We start from the raw sequence: 20,175 nt of genomic DNA on the forward strand, positions 1-20,175 counted from the left end.
TTTTAGCCATACAAAAATACTCCCCCAAAGGAAACAGATTTTTTATTTCATCTGTCTACCTTTAGGGGAGCATATCACAACTAAATTGTCGAATGCCTTTTTAAATATTTATGAAGTCCTTTTTATTGTCTGGTTCTAGGTCAAAGCCCATCGCTTCTGAAGGCTGCAAAAAGTGCCTTCTGTCAGCACTGTTCTTATACTTGTTGCCGATAGGTATGCGCCTTGGGGCTTTTCTTTTTATCCTCTTCTATTACGGTTACGTAGGAATGTTGGTACATCAATTTCTTCTTCTACATGAACTGCACTACGTGTATTTATTTCCTGAACCGGCTCCTCACGTCTAATCTCTCTTCTTGGCGAAACCTGAACCTGTGGTTGAGGTTGTGCTTGTGCTTGTGGTTTAGTACTAAGTGAAGGACGAACTGGACGTGTTGGATTTACTTCAGCTTCTGTAAAACCAGTAGCAATAACAGTCACGACGATTTCTTCTTTTAGATTTTCATTAATTACAGATCCAAAAATCATGTTAACTTCCTGATCTGAAGCTGATGCAACAATATCTGCGGCCTCTTGTACCTCATAAAGACTTAGGTTTGTACCACCTGTAATATTCATAAGGACACCTTGTGCACCATCAATTGATGTTTCAAGCAATGGACTTGATATAGCCTTCTTTGCAGCTTCAGCAGCGCGGTTTTCACCTGTTGCTACACCAATACCCATAAGAGCAGAACCTCTATTAGACATAATTGTTTTTACGTCAGCAAAGTCAAGGTTGATTAACCCTGGTACAGCGATTAAGTCAGAAATACCCTGTACCCCCTGACGCAACACATTGTCTGCTTCACGGAATGCTTCAAGCATTGGCGTATTTTTATCAACAATTTCTAGGAGACGGTCGTTCGGAATGACAATCAGCGTGTCAACTGATTCTTTCATTGCACTAATACCGCCGGCAGCTTGCGTTTGACGCTTTCTACCTTCAAAAGTGAATGGTCTAGTTACTACACCTACTGTTAGAGCACCTAAATCTTTTGAAATTTGGGCAATTACAGGTGCAGCTCCTGTACCTGTTCCACCACCCATACCTGCAGTAACAAATACCATATCGGCTCCTTTGAGAGCTTCTTCGATTTGTTCTCTGCTCTCTTCCGCAGCTTTCTTTCCTACTTCCGGATTGGCTCCGGCACCTAAACCGCGAGTTAATTTCCCACCGATTTGCATTTTTATTTCAGCTTTTGAAAGATTTAAGGCTTGGGCATCTGTATTAACTGCGATAAACTCCACGCCTTGAACACCATGTTCAATCATTCGGTTAACCGCGTTATTTCCACCGCCACCTACACCGATTACTTTTATAGTAGCTAATTGATCAACGTTTGTATCAAACTCTAACATTATAAGATCCTCCTAATTTGCAAATATACTTCTCTTTTAAACTGACTATTCAAAGAAGAGACCGAAAAACCTTTTAACTTTTTTCCCGATATTTTGCTCTTCTTTTGAGTTTTTAGGGTGACTTTTCGCTTGAGGCTGTCTAGCAGGTCTTTTCTCAGGATTTTCCACCTGGACAGTGGTGCTTATTTTTCTTCCTTGGATTCTTGCTTGCTCATATGCGAACTGTAACAGCCCTACACCTGTTGCGTATTGAGGTTCTCTAACACCAATATAGTCTGGCTTTGCAATTCTAACATTGTTTCGTAACACAATTTGAGATAACTCTAATACTCCAGGCATATTTGCTACACCACCTGTAAGAACGAAGCCACCAGGAAGATCTCCTACACCCATTTTCTTAATTTCTTTTTGTGCTAATTGTAAAATTTCTTCTAATCTAGCTTCGATAATTTCAGAAATTTGTAATTGGGTAAATCTTTCATGTTGATCACTGCCAATAATTGGAACATCAAATACTTCTTCATCAGAAGCATCGTCGTAAAAGGCATGTCCATGTTTAATTTTGATTTTCTCAGCATCTTCAGTAGATGTTCGTAAGCCAATTGCTAAATCCTTCGTAATATGGTCCCCACCAACAGGTAGAACACTTGTTGTTTTTAAATGACCATTTTTGAAGAGTGCAATAGTTGTAGAACCTCCTCCAATATCCACGAGAGCAACCCCTAAGTTTTTCTCATCATCAGATAAGGAAATTGAACCTGATGCTAGAGGTTGTAAGGAAATTGCGGTAATATCAAGTCCTGCTTTTTCTACACAACGCAGCAGGTTATGTAAAATCGTACGTGAAGTTGTAATAATAGTTCCCTCTACTTCAAGCCTAACACCTAACATACCACGTGGATCACTAATTTCATCATATCCATCTACAATAAATTGTTTTGGAATCATATCGATAATTTCTCTTTCTGGTGGTAGAGAAATAAATTGTGCGGCATCGATTACACGTAGGACATCTTCATTGCTTATTTCGCGATTTTGACGAGATTCTGTAGAAACTGCCACTACTCCATGTGCATCCTGTAACTGAACATTGATAGCAGGGACGGATACAACTACTTGATTAATAGAAATGCCTACCATTCTTTCTGCTTGCTCAACTGCCTTCTTAATAGAATGAACGGTTTCATCTATGTCTACAATTGAACCTTTTTTCAAACCTTCTGATTTAACATTACCCACACCTATTATGTTAAGAGAATCATCAACCATCTCACCGATGATAACCTTAACATTGGATGTACCGATGTCAAGACTAACACATATTTCATTGCTGTTCATTCTGTGGCACCTCCTTTTTTACATAACACATTTCTTATAACATTTTTCGAACAACAATTGACATTTTTCATAATAATTTTTGTATATGAAAAATATTCAACAACCATAGGGGTTTTCCCTTTATAAAAATCAATTTTTTTCTATTTTATCACGAGAAAGGCTCCATTTGGATAAAATAATTCGTCGGATCACCGCAATATTTTGGAATAGCCTTACTCCAAATGCGAAAACGGCTACCAAGTACAAGTCTACACCAAGATGCACACCTAGAAAAGCTAAACTTGCTGCCAATAAGATATTAAAAAAGAAACCAGAAACAAATACGGACTGATCATAAATATTTTGTAGATGGGCACGAATCCCACCAAACAAAGTATCAAGAGCTGCTAAAACGGCAATCGATAAATAATTCGAATACTCTGCTGGAATTTTGAACTCCGATAACAGTCCGAGGATGATTCCGACTATTAGACCGAAAATTGGAAGCCACATGACTATGTTCCACCTTTATCACTTTTTATCTGGTTCCATATTAGGTTGCATTTCTGTAATCCTAATTGGGTCATCAAATGCAGGAATTGTTACAACTTTACTTGGCTTTGATATTTTTAATCGCAGGTTATCAATAAAGAATTGACGCTCTGCTTCTGATGCTTTTAGCTTGTTATAAAGTCTTTCAGCATCGTCTGCTATAACTTTTATTTCAATTGGTAATGGATTTAGAGAATACGAATCAATTTTCGGTCTTCCTTGAATTTCTCGTATGACCGTTGTCGTAATAACACGGTGGCCGTCAATTGAAATCGCCTTTGCCTGATAAGAATTCAATTCATTCACTAGCCATCTCAACAAACTCGGAGAAATAGTTGTTGCTTGTCTTCCTGCTTCATTGAACGATTGCTCAACTGTAATCGTAAGCCCAGGACCTGATACTTGAGTAAGTCCCGCCTGTTTCTTTAATTCATCAAGCGTATCTTTAAGAATAAGCATTTTACTGTCATCTCGTTGATTCTTGTATTGTTCCAACTTTGCTTCATATGTATAAATTTTTGTTAATAATTCTGTATATAATTCTTGTGATTGCTTTAAATCCTCACGCAATTGCCATAAATCACGTGTATCTCGCACTTCAGGTTCTTTAATGGTTTGGAATTGGACAGCAACCATAAAACCAATTATACACGTAATCACAGTGAAGCTAATTCCTGTTTTTTTGTCCAAGAAAACCACCTAGCCTTCTTTATCAAACATCCGGTTTATTCATTCGCTTTAAGTAATGGGTCCATTTGAATTTGTGTTTTGTTCTCAATTTTCACGACTATATTATCTTGAATCAATTGGTCTGTAATTCCACCATTCATATTTAGAGCCGGTATGAGGACATCGGGATCACCAATTGCTGTGATCACAAATGGTGCCGGATATGGTTTGCCATCAACCACTACAACTGGTCCATTACAGTATAAATACGAATCATGACTAAGTCGTTTTCCATTTACAGAAACCGCTTGGGCACCAGATACATAAAGTTCGTTAATTACCTTAAATAAATGACTCTCATGCACTAGGTAATTATTAACATCTTGTCCTGATGGAACGTAAGAGGAATCTTCAAGTGTAACTGAAACTCCTGGGCCTTTTACACCAATTTCACCAACGACCATCCGATATTTTTCTACTTCTTCAACAAGATTATAGTAAATTTGTTCCTGTTCCTCTTTGGCAAGATCTTCTTCGATTACTTGGATTTGATTTTGTTTCTCAATGAGCTTCAGTTGAAGCTCATTATTTTTTTCATTTTGTTCATTCAATTCCGTTCGTATTTTTGTCTCTTCATTCCATTGTTGTTCAGTGACATGACTTGATTCCATTTGTTCTTTTGTAAATTGGTACGAGAATGAAATCATAAAGCCAAGGACTAAGCAAACAAATGAAAGAACCACATGCTTACCCTTCACTTTCATCTGTTACCATCTCTCCTTCTTCACTGGTGCTCTCTTGTTCGTATGGAATAAACGTTGGTACTACATCTAGTTCAATATATCCATTTAGTGATGGATCCAATTCACTGACAATTGTAGGATATGCTGTAATATTCTTCGCGAAATTTCGTACAGTAGCTTTTACTTCATAACCATCAATCATGTAAAGGGTCATCTGAAGAGGATCATATTCTGTAGGAGTATGGTGAATTTCAGAAATAAGCTTTGAAATTGAGGGTTGGATTTTATTCAGTTCCTTTGTAAGCAACTTTAATGCTTCATCATCCCAGTCAATTAAAATTGGCGCGTCCACTGGGATCGCTTTTGAACCAAATTTTTGGGCATTCTCAATAATCTTCCCATTTTCAAGGATTGGGTAAAAAGTATTATGACCACTTATATATCCTACCCTTTTTAGCTCACTGACATTTATCTTTATATTATTGGGAAATTGCTTTTGAATCGTAACGTCCTTAATTTCAGGGTGTTTTTTTATATTTTGTTTAACTTCATCCTGATTAACCTTCCAAAAGCTTGTCCCAACATTCAATTTGCTTAGCTTTGAAATTTGTTCGGATGTGATATTTTGGTTGCCTGTAATAGTGATCTCACCGATTTTACTTAAAGGAGATTGGAAATAAAGAATTCCGGAAAGCAATAAAAAGAAAAAGGTTATGTACATAATCAAACGACGATTAGCTTTTTGTTTTCTTCTTTGCTTAAGCTTTGGAATTCGGTCTTCTATTGTAACAACCTTTTGCTTTGCCAAATACATTCACCCCGCGAATCGAAAATCTCCTGTAATCATCTTAATATAACAACATGTCCATTTTATATAGGCGAAAACATGCAGTGTAAAAATCCTTTGAACGAAAGAATAAACGGCATGTATACATGCCGTTTAGAAACTTATACAGTAACACATACATGTTATTGTATTATATCATATTTTCCTAAGAAATGGGTGTAGAATCTGTCTAGATTCGACCAATTATTTCAACTTCTGTTTCCATCCGCACACCGTGTAAAGTATAGATTTTCTCCTTTACGAATTGAATGAGATCAAGAACATCCTGCGCTTTTGCATTTCCGGCATTCACAATAAAATTACCATGCATTTCGGATATTTTTGCTCCGCCAATGGTGTAGCCTTTCAAACCTGATTTTTCTACTAATTGTCCTGCATAATGCGGAAGTGGATTTCGGAAAATACTTCCAGCACAAGGGAGATCCCATGGTTGTGTATTCCTTCGATAGTCTTTATTTTTTTTCATGACTGCCGAAATATCCGCTTTATCCCCTTCAGTTAATTGAAACGTTGCCTCTACTACAATTCCAGGTCGTTTCTTTTGAAGGATCGAGGTACGGTAGGAATATTCCATATCCTCATTTGAAAGCCATTCCAGACTACCGTCATCGAATAAAATATGTGCCTTAGTTAATATTTTGGAGATATCAGACCCATGTGCCCCAGCGTTCATATAGACTGCACCACCGATGGAACCAGGAATACCACTTGAAAATTCAAGTCCTGACAATCCTTTTTTTGCAATTTGTACAGCAAGACTTACGATTGAGTAACCAGCACCCACGGTTAATGTTGTACCTTGTAAGTCCATATGATTAATACCATTGCCTAGTTTAATAACTGCCCCTTCAATACCTTTATCAGAAACTAGGAGATTTGAACCTCTTCCGATCGCCCGCCATTTAATTCCGTGTTTTTTTATTATTTCAAGGGTCTTTTTTAAGGATTCTATACTATTTGGTTCGATAAATAAATCTGCCGGACCACCAATCTTGATGGTTGTATGCTTAGATAAAGGTTCATTCTCTATAACCTTTCCAACATTCGACTCTTGAAGTTCTTTTACTATATTTTCCATGATTACCTCCTTCATCTGTATCTCGACACAGAACAGACATTACTGTAGTATATGCTCATTGTTGCTTTCATGGTACATTCGCCTAAATTAGATCATTCATTACATTGTAAAGACGACTTGCAGCATCTGGTATCCCAATTTCTGAAGAAGCTTTTTTCATTTCCTCAAGTTTTATGGGGTTTAAAAGAATTGAGTCAATGTCCTTAATTAACTGAGAACCTGTAAGGTCTCTTTCAAGTCTCAAAATGGCTGCCCCCTTATCGCTTAGGGATCTTGCATTTTTCTCTTGATGGTTATTTGTTACATATGGGCTTGGTACTAAAATGCTTGGTAGTCCTAATGCAGTTAGTTCAGCTAAGGTTGTCGCACCTGCTCTAGCTACAACGAGGTTAACACCTGCTAGAACATCTGGCATATTGTGAATAAACGGTTTGATGATTACATTATCTGGATTTCCAACCGCTTTTACCCGATTAAGTACATTTTCATAATGAACCTCACCTGTAACATAGAGAAATTGATAATTCTTTTCCTTTACTTCAGATAAAGCACTCAAAAATGCATCGTTAAGCGGCTTGGCACCTCTACTTCCACCAACCAGTAAAACAGATTTTTGGGAACTATTCAGACCAACAGATTCTCTCCCTTTACTTCCATCTTTATCAATTACCTCAGACGCCCTTGGGTTTCCTGTAAGGATTACTTTTTCTTTAGGGAAAAATTGACCTGCTTCTTCAAAGCAGATTGCCACTTTGTCAACATATCGGCTTAAAAATTTATTTGTAAGGCCTGGTATGCTATTTTGTTCATGAATGATTGTTGGTATATGTAATTTTGATGCTGCGTAAACAACAGGTCCACATACATAACCGCCTGTACCTATTACAACATCTGGTTTAAATTCTTTTATAAACTTCTTACTATCTTGGACACCTTTTAGGAACCGAGTAATAGTTTTAATATTTTCAAAAGAAAGCTTTCGTTTGAACCCAGTGATATGGATTGTTTTAAATGGGATCCCCTCACGTGTTACAATATTGCTTTCCAACCCTTTTTCTGTGCCAATATAGAGAAATTCGGCTGAAGGATTAAGTTTTTTTATCTCTTTAATTAAGGCAAGCGCAGGATAAATATGCCCTCCTGTTCCACCACCACTAACAACTATTTTCAAGGAAACTCCTCCCGTTTTTGGAAGTTTATCGTAAAATTAGATTAACCCTGTTCAAGTAAACAGGGTTAATCTCTTTTCTAAGTATAACATATATTCATATGTTTTGGGTTAATACCTTGAATACCTACTAATATTTAAAAGGACGCCGACTGCCATCAGCATTAAGGTTAACGAAGACCCTCCATAGCTTAAGAAGGGAAGTGTTATTCCCGTTACTGGCATGAGACCAGTTACAACTCCGATATTTATTATTACTTGAATCGCAATCATTCCAATTATTCCGATTCCTAGGAAACTTCCATATAAATCAGGTGCACCTAAAGCAATCCGTACGCCTCTCCAAAGTAGAATACTAAATAATATGATGACAAACGAACCACCGATAAAGCCTAACTCTTCTGCCAGAATGGCAAAAATGAAGTCAGTCTGAGGTTCTGGCAAGTAGAAAAATTTCTGTCGACTTTGCCCCAAGCCTAAACCGAATAAGCCTCCAGGTCCAATTGCATAAAGAGATTGAATGATTTGAAACCCAGTACCTAATGGGTCTTCCCATGGGTCTAAAAAGGATGTAATCCTTTTTATTCGATATGGAGCCGATAAAATTAAGGCAACAAACCCCGCTACTCCAATTAAGCCCAGTCCTACAAAATGGGAGATTCTTGCCCCCGCAACATAGATCATCACAACACATGTTCCAACCATTACTGTTCCCGTTCCTAAATCAGGCTGTAGCATAATCATACCAAAAGCCAGAAAAACAAGCCCCAGTGATGGCATTAAACCTTTTTTAAAGGAAGTAATTTTCTTTTGATTCTCAGATAGAAATTTTGCCAAAAACGCAATCATTGCTAATTTCATAAATTCTGATGGTTGAATTGAAAATGCTCCAACGCCAATCCAACTTTGAGAACCATTGCGCTCCATTCCAATTCCAGGGATTAGTACAGCAACCAATAAAACAAAACAAATTATGATTAGCACTTTTGCCCAGGTTCTCCAAGTCCAATAGTCTACATTCATGATGAAAAACATCGCAATGACACCAACACTTGCAAATAATAATTGTCTTTTAGCAAAGAAAAACGAATCATCGAATTTATATGTAGCCCATATTGCACTGGCACTGTACACCATAATTAATCCAACTGCTAAAAGTGTAAGTGTTGTAATAATTAAAATGATATCCGGGGTCGTTCTCTGGGTCACAATCAAAACACCTCTACATTCTAGATTCAGAGCAAGGAAAAAGCGCAAGCGCCTTGATTAGCCCCGACAAGCATAAGACGAATCACGCAGGAAATCCTGATTTCTGGAGTGATTTGGCTTATAACCTCGAGGGGCTAGGCGCTGGAGCTAGATTAATCTAGATTGTCCAAGCCCTTACTAAAGCTTATGCACGGCGTTTATAAAAATGTCTCCTCTTTCTTCAAATGTTTTATGTTGATCCCAGCTAGCACATGCAGGTGATAATAAGATGACATCACCCTCATTTGAAAGATCATAAGCTACTTTTACCGCTGCTTCAACATTATCGACAGTTTTTACGATTTCTATTCCAGCAAGTTGGCCAGCTCTTTCAAGCTTTTTAGCTGTTTGACCAAATAGAACCAACGCTTTCACACGTGTTAGTTCATCTACAAGTTCATCAAATTCATTTCCACGGTCTAGTCCACCTGCCAACAAAATTACTGGCTGCTCAAAGGCAGAAATCGCCTTCTTTGTAGCAAGAATATTTGTCGCTTTTGAATCATTATAAAATTTGCGATTTTCAACAGTAGTTACATACTGGAGGCGGTGTTTAACACCTGTAAAGCTTGTTAAAACCTCGTTAATGGCACGATTAGGTGTTGATACGAGCTTAGCAACCGCAACTGCAGCCAAGATATTTTCGAGATTATGAACACCTGGTAAAACAATATCTTTAATTTCAATGATTTTCTCATCATTAAAATAAATCGCCTGATCTTTTATATACGCGCCTTCTTGTAATATTTTCGTGGTTGAAAATTGAACTCTCTTACTTCTAACATTTTCGGCTGCAAACATGACATCTTTGTCATCTATATTGATGACACAATAATCAGCTTCTGTTTGATTTTCAAAAATTCTCGCCTTTGCTTTGATGTACTCTTCCTTTGTTCCATGGTAATCAAGATGGGCATCAAAAATATTTAACAGCACTGCAATTCTAGGAGCAAAATCTGCAATTCCCATTAATTGAAAAGATGAAAGCTCAGTCACTATAATATTTTCTTTTGTTGCCCCTTGTGCAACCTCGCAAGAAACAGTTCCAATATTTCCTGCAATTAATGGAGATTTTTCTCCTTTTTCGAGCATTTCATAAATCAATGTGGTGGTCGTTGTTTTCCCATTAGATCCCGTAATCCCGATAAAATCTGCTGGGGTAATATGGTATGCTAACTCCACTTCCGTTAAAATAGGGATTCCTCTCTTGATTGCCTTATCAATAATAGGATTACTATATGGAATACCAGGATTTTTGATAATAAAGTCAAAATGATCATCCAAAATGGCAATTGGATGACCTCCACACACTACTTTTATTCCCATTTTTTCTAGTTCCTGAGCAGCCTCATTTTCTTCATACGGCTTTTGGTCATTAACCGTTAGAACAGCCCCAACCTCATGAAGAACTTTTGCTGCAGCAAAGCCGCTTTTGGCAAGTCCAAGTATTAAAATATGTTTATTAGTAAACTTCTCTGATTTTTTCAATTAAATCCACACCTCAATATAGATTCCAAGAATGGCACACAATAATCCGACAGTCCAAAATGTTACTACAACTCGCCATTCTGACCATCCTACTAATTCATAATGGTGATGCAAAGGACTCATTCTAAAAACACGTCTTCCCGTTGTTTTAAATGAAATGACTTGAATAATAACAGACAATGTCTCTATTACAAATACGCCACCAATTAATATCAATAATATTTCAAGCTTTAGCATGATAGCAACTGTTGCAATTGCTCCACCAAGTGCAAGTGAACCTGTATCTCCCATGAATACCTTAGCAGGGTTGGCATTAAATACGAGGAATCCAAGAACTGCACCGACTACAGCTACACAGAAAATTGCAACATCATATTGTGCCTGATTCCAAGCTAAAACCGCAAATGCTCCAAAAGCAATTGCCGCTGTACCAGATACCAATCCATCCAAACCATCTGTTAAGTTGACTGCATTGGAGAACCCTACTAACCATACAATTAACAGCAGTACATAAAGAAGTTTCAAATCAAATTCAAAATCTGTACCCGGTATTGAGATCGCAGTTGAAAAATTATTTTGTTTGAAAATAAAATAAAAAATGATAGCAATAAGGATTTGACCAAACAGTTTCTGTCTTGAAGTCAAACCGAGATTCCTTTTTAATACCACTTTGATAAAGTCGTCTAAAAAGCCCAGTACCCCATATCCTAGTGTTACAAACAAAAGCAAATATGTAGTAACAGAAAGTTCACCTAATCGATTTGACACTAATAGTGTAGTAAGTAAGATGGAAACCATAATAATGATACCACCCATTGTAGGTGTTCCTGATTTTTTTTGATGGGATTTAGGTCCTTCCTCACGTATACTTTGTCCAAATTTTAATCTACGTAAGAAAGGGATAAAAATAGGGGAAAGAATGACACTTATTATAAACCCTATTGCAATTGAGTAAATGACTACTTCTTCTATCATTCTTATCCCCTCCCTTCTTCATTCAATGCAACTTTTTTTGTAAGCTTTGTTATTTCATCCACTATGGGATTGTTTTGTTTCATTTCTTCCGTTACATGTGTAAATAGTCTAAATTTTGTCATTTGATCATACCCATTTTCTTCGATTTTTTTTAGATAGAATTCTAGGATTTGTTTCAGTGCTGGAAATGGTTCTGGTACTACAAATACAGGGAAATGATTGGGAAGAAATCCCGGTAATTTCTCATCCTTGGGCCAAACTGCTGCAACCACACCATTATAAAGCGCACGCTTTAATAATTCATCCCTTTTTTCTTGTTCAATTGAAATATATAGCCCTTTTTTCGTTATAATGTTTGGATCAGTAATTACTTCTTCAAAATAAAAGTCCTGACTCTTTAATCCATATGCTTCCTGAAAAAGAATCCATAAATCCTGATTGGATAACAATTATTTCAACTCCTTAATTGCACGTGCTGCAACAAGGCGGTCATCAAACGAATGAATTTCATTCCCAATAATTTGGTAAGTTTCGTGTCCTTTGCCAGCAATGATTATTATATCATTCTCACCCGCATTTGATATAGCATAAAATATTGCTTTTTCACGATCAGGAATTGTGATATATGTTTCTCCTATTACTCCAACTTCCATCTCCTTTAGGATTTGAACAGGATCTTCTGAGCGAGGATTATCTGATGTGAAAATAGGGATATCCGCAAATTTTGCAGCAATCCTAGCCATAATTGGGCGCTTTGACCGATCACGATCCCCACCACATCCAATAATGACAAAGATTTTCCCTTTTGAAAACTCCTTTACTGTTTTCAAAACATTTTCAAGACTATCAGGTGTATGGGCATAATCCACAATCACAGTAAAATTTTGCCCTTGGTTGACAATTTCAAAACGTCCGGGAACACCTTTTACCTTTTCAACTGCAGAAATAATCGTTGAAATAGGTATTTTCGAAATGATACAAGTAGCGATTGCTGCCAACACATTATAAACACTAAACATGCCAATTAATTTCGTTTTTAATTCGTAAGAACCAAACGGTGTTGTTAGCGTAAACTCTGTTCCTGAGGCGGTCATGTGAATATGTGAAGCCATAATATCAGCTGAATGATGAATTCCATATGAGATGATGGTCGCTGAAGTAGACCTTGTATATACCCGTGAAGCAGGGTCATCATTATTTAATACAGCAAATTTTGGATTATCATTGTCAAATCGATTACCTAATCCAGTAAACAATAGACCTTTTACCCTTCGATACTCATCGATTGTCTGGTGGTAATCCAAATGATCCTGAGTCAAATTAGAAAAAACAGCAATATTAAAATCACATCCATGTACCCTTCCAATATCTAGGGCGTGTGAGGAAACCTCCATGACTGCTGTGTTTATTTTCTCAGAAACCATTTGATTAAAATACTTTTGCAGCATGACTGATTCTGGTGTTGTATTTTTCATTTCAATGGTTTTTTCACCAATTTTGGTATGCATGGTTCCGATTAAACCAATTTTCTGGCCTGCTTCTTTAAAAATCTCCTCAATTATGTGAGTTATTGACGTTTTACCATTTGTCCCAGTAACACCAATTAAATGAAGTTGATGTGTCGGGTGATGGTAAAAAGCGTCAGCCAACACAGCCATTATTCTTCGGGTATTCTTTACCTTGATAACCGGAATGGATACCTGGACATCTTTTTCGGCAATAATCGCAACAGCACCTTGGTCTTCCGCTTGCTTTGCAAATAAATGGCCATCATACGTACTACCTTCTACACAAAAGAATAAACTTCCCTTTCCTACCGCCCTTGAATCCATTTCAAGAGATGTGATAAGTGGGTTGGCGCTACCTTTTTCCGTAAAATCATGCAAGTTAGCTAACAATTCTTGTAATCTCATCATGAATTTTACCATTTCCCCTCGAAAGATTTACTCTGTCGAATCGGCACCAGATTAACATGTTACTCCAGACTTACGATGTTGTCTAGTACCCTATTTACCTATTAGACATTAAACAAAAGGACACCTTACAAAAAATTTTATTCCTCTATATTAAAGGTATTCCTTTTTACAGAAAAAAGAAGCCTAAAGGGGAATCCTTTGGCTACTTAATTCTTATCTTTTGATTCTTTTTTATCCGCGGCTTCCCCGAGATGGATTCGTAATGTTGTTCCTTCTTGAACTCGTTCCCCTGCATTTGGAGCTTGGTCAACGACAACATTTCCTTCTCCACTAATATCCAGTTTTATATTCATTAATTGTTGTTGAAGCTCTTGTTTTGTCAACCCAATCACATCAGGAACTTCAAGATATTTTTTATCAGTCCACAATTTGATCTCTTTTTCAATTTGATTATCACGCTTTTCAATACCTAGCAACGGTAAGCTTTCACGCATAATATTTCCAACGATTGGCGCTGCTACTACTCCACCGAATTGCACAGTTCCTTTTGGGTTATCTACGGCAATGTATACCACTATTTGTGGGTCATCCGCCGGTGCAAATCCAATAAAGGATACGATGTGGTTATTTTGTAAATAACCTCCACCTTTTTTCGATTTTTGGGCAGTACCTGTTTTACCACCTACACGATAACCATCCACATAAGCTCCACCACCAGAACCTTTGGCAACAACATTTTCTAGTGCAAAACGAACCTGTTTGGATGTTTCTTCTGAAATGACACTCCTTACGGCTTCAGGCTCATTTCGTTTAACAACCTTGCCTGTTATAGGGTCCACCCATTCTTTAGCCACATATGGCTTATACAAGGTTCCTCCATTTACAGCTGCGGCTACAGCCGTGACCTGCTGAATCGGTGTTACAGCTACCCCTTGACCGAATGCTGTTGTAGCCAACTCGACAGGACCGACATTTTCAGGTTTAAATAAAATTCCTGTCCCTTCTCCTTGGAGATCAATTCCAGTCTTTTGTCCAAATCCAAAATTCTTTATATACTTAAATAAGGTATCTTTTCCTAATCTAGTGCCTAGTTCTACAAATCCTGGGTTACATGAGTTTTGTACAACCTCTAAGAAGGTTTGATGCCCATGTCCGCCCCTTTTCCAGCACTTTAGGGTTGCTCCCCCTACTTTGGCAAAACCAGGATCCGTAAAATGATCATTCTCTAAGTTGACTTTTCCTTCTTCTAAGGAAGCCGCAAGTGTAATAATCTTAAAAGTTGAACCAGGTTCATACGTACTCCAAACTGGGAGGTTACGGTTATATACTTCTTGTGGGACGTTCCTAAAGTTAGCTGGATCGAAATCAGGTCTAGAAGACATTCCTAATATTTCTCCATTATTTGGATTCATTGCAATCGCAATGATTCCATCTGGGTTGTATTGTGCTTCGGTATTATCAAGTTCCCTTTCAATTACGGTTTGAATTTTCGTATCAATCGTTAGCCTCAAGTCCAAACCGTCCTTCGGAGGTGTATAATCATCTGCGATATCTGGCATTCTTCTACCTTTCGCATCAGAATAAAACTGAACACTTCCTTTTTCACCCTTTAACTCTTCATCATAACTTTTTTCTAGTCCTGTTAACCCCTGGTTATCGATACCAGCAAAGCCTAATACATGGGAAAGGTAGCTACCAAAAGGATAATGACGTTTCGAATCTTCTGCTATGTAAACACCCTTTATCCCAAGAGCACGGACTTCATTTGCTTTTTCATGAGAGATTTTTCTGCCCTCAGGATTGATATATACCTTAGACTCATTTTGAGTAATTTTTTTAAATGCTTTCTCTTTTGACATATTTAATACTGCAGCAAGTTTTTCTGCTGCTTCAGCAGGGTTTTCAATTTGTCTAGGAACAACTAAAACAGTCGGAGCACTTTGATTGGTGGCGAGAACTACATCATTGCGATCGAGAATTTTCCCTCGCTCGGGCTCAAACGGAATGTCACGGCTCCATGAATCTTTTGCGAGAGCAGTTAGCTTTTCTCCTACAAAAAATTGAACATACCCTAATCGAACATCAATAATCAGAAATAATAAAAACCCTATAAATAGTACTATTGACAACCTTCTTCGTACTGTTACGTTCGAAACACGCATATTGTTGTACCTCCTATTAAAACGTAAGCGCCCTAAAAAGTGCAAATCACTTTAAAATCCAAGGCTCGTCTAAATATATGCTTGTACAGGAATGAATAGAACAAATCAAATACGCTGGAGCAGAAGGTTGATAAACCTATAAATATGGAACAAAAAAAGGGAACTGAAAAATCAGTTCCTTTATTGTTCCTTGTCATTATTCTCTTCTTCAACAGGATCTTCTCCCGATGCATATGGTGTTTCAAGGGTTACTGTTAGCTTATCTCCATTTTTTAAGATGGATCCAGGCTCTAAGCTTTGTTTGATAACATAACCATTACCACTATAAGATGCTTCGATATTTGTTAAATCAGCTAACATCATGACATCCCGTAAAGACCAACCTGTCATGTCCGGAAGGGTTGCATCCTGGTCGGTAAGAAGGAAAATATGTTCATTGGGTAAAACTTTCTCCCCTTGTTTTGGGATTTGAGCAATGATCTTCTTTCCATTTCCAATCACAGTCGCTTTAAGGCTTTGCTTTTCAATTGTTGCTAGTGCCTCTACTTTTGATTTTCCAGCATAAGAATCAGTTTCTATTTCTTGATCTACATGCACATTATTTTCTGTGCTTTCATTTGTTGGTTGAATATTTAAATACTGTAGGCTATTTTTCATAACATGATTGAATACAAGTGCAACTGGTTCGTTTCCAATGTCGGTATCCTTAAGCTCTGGTTGTTGAACTGCTACATAAACCACAAGTTTCGGGTTATCTAGTGGGGCCATTCCAAGAAACGAATAAATATAATTCCCTCTTCCATATAAATACCCACCCTGAGGACTCGGAATTTCAGCAGTACCTGTTTTCCCTGCCACTTGGTAACCTTCTAAGTTATATTGTCTTCCCGTTCCATCCGTTACCACTTTACCTAACAAATCTAACACATGCTTAGCGGTTTTAGCTGACACTGGTTGACCTGCTACTTTTGGCTCATGGTCTACAATTGTTTTATTCGTATCAGGGTCTACAATTTTATCAACAATATATGGTTTCATCATCTTTCCGCCATTCGCTATGGCTGTTGCGGCCTGAACCTGCTGTATTGGAGTAACAGAGGATGCTTGTCCGAATGCTGTTGATACCTTGTCGATCTCCCATTTAAAGTTTATCTTATTCTCAACTTCACCCTCTAAATCAATCCCAGTTGGTCGATCAAGACCAAAACGACCTAAATACTCCAATAATTTATCCGTACCTAATTGCTCATTTGCAATTTTTGCAAATGAAACGTTCGAAGATTTTAGCACACCTTCGTCATAGGTAATTGAACCCCAACCTACCCTGTTATGGTCACGAATGGTTTCTCCACCCACAGAGTAGCTGCCGGAAGAGAATTTTGCATTCCCGTTGTAGACTCCTTCTTCTATCGCTGCTGCTAACGTGAATATTTTCATTGTTGAACCTGGTTCATACGGATAGGCAATTACATCATTCAAGTAATTTTCGATATTTCTAACATTAGGGTCAAAGCTGGGTCTTGTTGACATAGCCAAGATTTCACCAGTCTTTGGATTGGCAACAACACCGATCACTTTTTTAGGCTTATATTCCTTAACAACCGTGTTCATGGCGTCCTCTAAGAAAGTTTGGATCGTTTGGTCAATCGTTAAATAAACATTACTTCCATTATCGGGAGCAACTATTTGTTCTTTTGCGTCCGGAAGCTTATACCCTTTTGTATCACTTTGAAATTTCATATAACCATCTTCTTCACGAAGATATTTATCGAGGTCTTTTTCAATCCCCATCTTCCCGACTGTATCCGTTTTTTTTGTTTCATTATCGGTTACTTTAGCGGCATAACCAACAAGATGTGATGCAAACGTCCCATTGGGATAGTAGCGTTTTGATTCTCTTCTAAAAGCGATGCCAGGCAATTCTAATGATTCAATTTCTTGCTTAAGCGAGGTACTGATATCTCGACCATTAGTACCAAACTCAACCTGTTTTCTATCAGGCTTAGTTAAAATTTTATATATTTCATTCTCATCCATTTTTAATAACGGCGCGAGTTTACTTGCTGTTTCTTCAGGATCTACTACATGTTTAGGATCATCTTCATTTATCGTTAGTTCTTCATCGAGGATTGCAACCACTGTAAATGAAGAAGTGTCCTCAGCAATTGGATTTCCGTTGCGGTCATAAATAGCTCCTCGTTTTGCCTCAATTGCTCTTTGCTTTGTATATTTTTCTTCTGCTAAAGCTGCTAATACAACACCATCAACCTTACCCGTACCTTGGATATACACAAATCTTGCCATCAATGTAAAAAAGAGCAAAGCAAATATTATACTAATAAATGCTGCTCCTCTGTTTATATTGTTATTTTTAACCTTTATTTTCATGATTATTTTCCTTGAACCACTTTAACGTTATTCTCATTTAAAACAAGTCCGAGTTCTCTAGCTTTTTCCCATAAACGCTCATATTCACTTAGTTCTTGAACTTGTACATAAAGGTCACTGTTTGTTTTTGTTTGTTTATTAATTGATGCTTCGATTTGTTGGATTTCGATATTTGTATTGTAGATAGATACTTGGTTAGATATGATATGAATTGCGCAGAATACCACAGCTACAGAGAATATAATCCCTAATAACTTTTCTCCTAATGAAAATCGAAATTTCTGTCTTCTTTCCGGTCGTGTTCTTGGTGTCTGATTTGGTTGATAGTTTTCTGTTTGTCTAACTTTGTATGCTAAATTACCCATCATATCCCTCCTTAAGTATCTCTTCTATTTATTATTAATGAAGCCGCGAAACTCAAAGTTTCTCTGCAATCCTCAACTTTGCAGAACGGGCTCTTTTGTTTGCCTCTAATTCTTCCTCTGTAGGTAATATCGGTTTTCTTGTGATAAGTTTTAATGTAGGTTTATATTCATCAGGTATAATCGGAATTCCTGGTGGTAGAGGTGGACCTTCACTTGCCTTTTTAAAGGCAACCTTACAAATCCGATCCTCCAGTGAGTGGAAGGTTATGACACTGACTCGCCCACCTGTTGCCAAAAGCTCAATTGACTGGTGAATAGCATCTTCAAATACCTTTAATTCATCGTTTACTGCAATTCTAATCGCTTGGAAAATTCTTTTTGCTGGATGTCCGCCGGTCCTTCTAGCCGCAGCAGGAATTCCCTCTTTAATTAACTCCACCAATTCTCCAGTTGTTTCAATGTGTTTCTTTTCTCTTGCAGCCTCTATTTTTCTAGCAATTTGCTTTGAAAACTTTTCTTCACCGTATTGAAAAAAGATTCTTACCATTTGCTCATACGACCAATTGTTGACAATATCATAAGCCGACAAAGTTGCATTTTGGTCCATTCTCATATCAAGTGGTGCATCGTGGTGATAGCTAAATCCTCTTTCCGGTGTGTCTAATTGTGGTGATGAGACTCCCAAATCAAACAGAATTCCATCAACAACCGTTACACCTTGTTCATGTAATTTCTCAGTTAAGTGGGCAAAATTACTTTTGATGATGGTAACAATGTCACCATATTCCGCAAGCTTGTCCTTTGCGTTTTGAATTGCAATATCGTCTTGATCAAAAGCATATAGCTTCCCCTTGTTTGAAAGTTTTGAAGCTATGTATGAACTATGTCCTGCACCACCAAGTGTGCAGTCTACGTATATTCCATCTGGACGAATCTTCAATCCATCAGCAGCCTCTTCTAATAGAACGGTTTTGTGTTTGAACATGTTAGCACCTCTTATTTCAGTAATACACTTATTTTGTACACAAGAGTTCATTCAAATGCGCCTTGGCTTATTTGCCACCCGATTTTTTAGTACGATGAGGGTCACTAAGACGTTGCCATAGGAAGTGGCGTTCAGAGTCTTTGATTTTATTCTCAAAAAACTACCTTTGAAAAATCGTGGAATCCGCCGGCGGCTATAACTTTATTCAGTCTGGGTTTGAATCCTCCCAAAATATTATACTCATAAAGTATTCATCACACCATAAAAAAAGTGAATCCGACAGAATAAAGTTATATATCAAAACCGATCATATTTTCAGCTATATCAGAAAAAGATTCTTCGGAAGCAGCAAAATATTCTTCCCACTTCTCCTTACTCCAAATTTCAATACGGTTTGATACTCCAAGTACTACACATTCCTTCTCAAGCCCAGCGTATGAAACTAACGGTGATGCAATATTTACTCTTCCTTGTTTATCAAGTTCACATTCAATGGCTCCAGAAAAGAAAAAACGTGTGAACGCACGGGCGTCTTTTTTAGTAAGTGGGAGTGTTTTTAATTTTTCCTCAAGTATTTTCCATTCTGATTGTGGGTAACCGAATAAGCACTGATCTAAACCTCTAGTTAAAACAAATGTTTCTCCTAGGTTTTCTCGAAACTTAGCAGGTATAATCATTCGGCCTTTCGTATCAACAGTATGATGGTATTCTCCCATGAACATATCCATTGTCCCCACTTTCTGACTTTATCTTACCACAATCCCCCACTTTCCACCACCGGTTTTTATATAAAATTACCAAAGTAAGTATCCGCCCGTAGAACGGGCGGTTTTGATTTCGCCCTATAAGGGCACTTTACCAACGAAGCCCCTAAAG

Annotated in this window: 18 protein-coding genes; all 18 read right to left on the reverse strand. The window is 37.5% G+C overall.

Annotation, left to right across the window (positions count from 1 at the left end):
* Window positions 1-237: 237 nt before the first annotated feature.
* Window positions 238-1,398, reverse strand: coding sequence for a cell division protein FtsZ (gene ftsZ / locus ACR65M_RS22715; RefSeq protein WP_440274502.1), 1,161 nt, complete (start codon window positions 1,396-1,398; stop codon window positions 238-240).
* A gap of 45 nt (window positions 1,399-1,443) precedes the next feature.
* Window positions 1,444-2,736, reverse strand: coding sequence for a cell division protein FtsA (gene ftsA, locus ACR65M_RS22720; protein ID WP_341331960.1), 1,293 nt, complete (start codon window positions 2,734-2,736; stop codon window positions 1,444-1,446).
* A 129-nt stretch (window positions 2,737-2,865) separates the two neighbouring features.
* The gene (locus ACR65M_RS22725; RefSeq protein ID WP_010282644.1) at window positions 2,866-3,228 is read right to left on the reverse strand and encodes a small basic family protein; all 363 of its coding nucleotides are present in this window, start codon (window positions 3,226-3,228) and stop codon (window positions 2,866-2,868) included.
* 18 nt (window positions 3,229-3,246) lie between these two features.
* The gene (locus ACR65M_RS22730; RefSeq protein WP_341331961.1) at window positions 3,247-3,957 is read right to left on the reverse strand and encodes a DUF881 domain-containing protein; all 711 of its coding nucleotides are present in this window, start codon (window positions 3,955-3,957) and stop codon (window positions 3,247-3,249) included.
* Between the two features lie 35 nt (window positions 3,958-3,992).
* The gene (locus tag ACR65M_RS22735) at window positions 3,993-4,694 is read right to left on the reverse strand and encodes a DUF881 domain-containing protein (protein ID WP_440274508.1); all 702 of its coding nucleotides are present in this window, start codon (window positions 4,692-4,694) and stop codon (window positions 3,993-3,995) included.
* Window positions 4,684-5,493 carry a cell division protein FtsQ/DivIB gene (locus ACR65M_RS22740; RefSeq protein ID WP_440274503.1) on the reverse strand — a complete coding sequence of 270 codons (810 nt, stop codon included), beginning with the start codon at window positions 5,491-5,493 and terminating at the stop codon, window positions 4,684-4,686. The genes ACR65M_RS22735 and ACR65M_RS22740 overlap by 11 nt, the downstream gene beginning before the upstream one ends.
* A 202-nt stretch (window positions 5,494-5,695) precedes the next feature.
* Entirely contained in the window at window positions 5,696-6,604 is a 909-nt protein-coding gene (gene murB / locus ACR65M_RS22745) for a UDP-N-acetylmuramate dehydrogenase (protein WP_440274504.1), read from the reverse strand.
* 82 nt (window positions 6,605-6,686) lie between these two features.
* Window positions 6,687-7,775 (reverse strand): undecaprenyldiphospho-muramoylpentapeptide beta-N-acetylglucosaminyltransferase, encoded by a 1,089-nt coding sequence (gene murG / locus ACR65M_RS22750; protein ID WP_440274505.1) that lies wholly within the window; start codon window positions 7,773-7,775, stop codon window positions 6,687-6,689.
* Between the two features lie 108 nt (window positions 7,776-7,883).
* Complete coding sequence (spoVE, locus tag ACR65M_RS22755) at window positions 7,884-8,984, reverse strand: stage V sporulation protein E (RefSeq protein ID WP_304215876.1); 1,101 nt, start codon at window positions 8,982-8,984, stop codon at window positions 7,884-7,886.
* A 174-nt stretch (window positions 8,985-9,158) separates the two neighbouring features.
* Complete coding sequence (gene murD, locus ACR65M_RS22760) at window positions 9,159-10,508, reverse strand: UDP-N-acetylmuramoyl-L-alanine--D-glutamate ligase (protein ID WP_341331965.1); 1,350 nt, start codon at window positions 10,506-10,508, stop codon at window positions 9,159-9,161.
* On the reverse strand, window positions 10,509-11,483 hold the full coding sequence (mraY, locus tag ACR65M_RS22765) for a phospho-N-acetylmuramoyl-pentapeptide-transferase (protein ID WP_341331966.1): 975 nt from the start codon (window positions 11,481-11,483) through the stop codon (window positions 10,509-10,511).
* 2 nt (window positions 11,484-11,485) lie between these two features.
* Window positions 11,486-11,932, reverse strand: a complete 447-nt coding sequence (locus ACR65M_RS22770; RefSeq protein WP_341331967.1) for a hypothetical protein — start codon at window positions 11,930-11,932, stop codon at window positions 11,486-11,488.
* Window positions 11,933-13,396, reverse strand: a complete 1,464-nt coding sequence (locus ACR65M_RS22775) for a UDP-N-acetylmuramoyl-L-alanyl-D-glutamate--2,6-diaminopimelate ligase (protein ID WP_341333548.1) — start codon at window positions 13,394-13,396, stop codon at window positions 11,933-11,935.
* A gap of 209 nt (window positions 13,397-13,605) precedes the next feature.
* A complete protein-coding gene (locus ACR65M_RS22780; RefSeq protein WP_341331968.1) occupies window positions 13,606-15,561 on the reverse strand; it encodes a stage V sporulation protein D in 1,956 nt (651 codons plus the stop codon).
* Window positions 15,562-15,741: 180 nt separating this feature from the next.
* Window positions 15,742-17,949: a penicillin-binding protein gene (locus ACR65M_RS22785; protein ID WP_440274506.1), complete on the reverse strand. Its 2,208-nt coding sequence runs from the start codon at window positions 17,947-17,949 to the stop codon at window positions 15,742-15,744.
* A gap of 2 nt (window positions 17,950-17,951) precedes the next feature.
* Window positions 17,952-18,314 (reverse strand): cell division protein FtsL, encoded by a 363-nt coding sequence (ftsL, locus tag ACR65M_RS22790; RefSeq protein WP_341331970.1) that lies wholly within the window; start codon window positions 18,312-18,314, stop codon window positions 17,952-17,954.
* Between the two features lie 52 nt (window positions 18,315-18,366).
* A complete protein-coding gene (gene rsmH / locus ACR65M_RS22795) occupies window positions 18,367-19,299 on the reverse strand; it encodes a 16S rRNA (cytosine(1402)-N(4))-methyltransferase RsmH (RefSeq protein WP_440274507.1) in 933 nt (310 codons plus the stop codon).
* A gap of 290 nt (window positions 19,300-19,589) precedes the next feature.
* Window positions 19,590-20,021 carry a division/cell wall cluster transcriptional repressor MraZ gene (mraZ, locus tag ACR65M_RS22800; protein WP_121449086.1) on the reverse strand — a complete coding sequence of 144 codons (432 nt, stop codon included), beginning with the start codon at window positions 20,019-20,021 and terminating at the stop codon, window positions 19,590-19,592.
* Between the last annotated feature and the right edge of the window lie 154 nt (window positions 20,022-20,175).

The sequence above is a fragment of the Ferdinandcohnia sp. SAFN-114 genome, assembly GCF_059415045.1.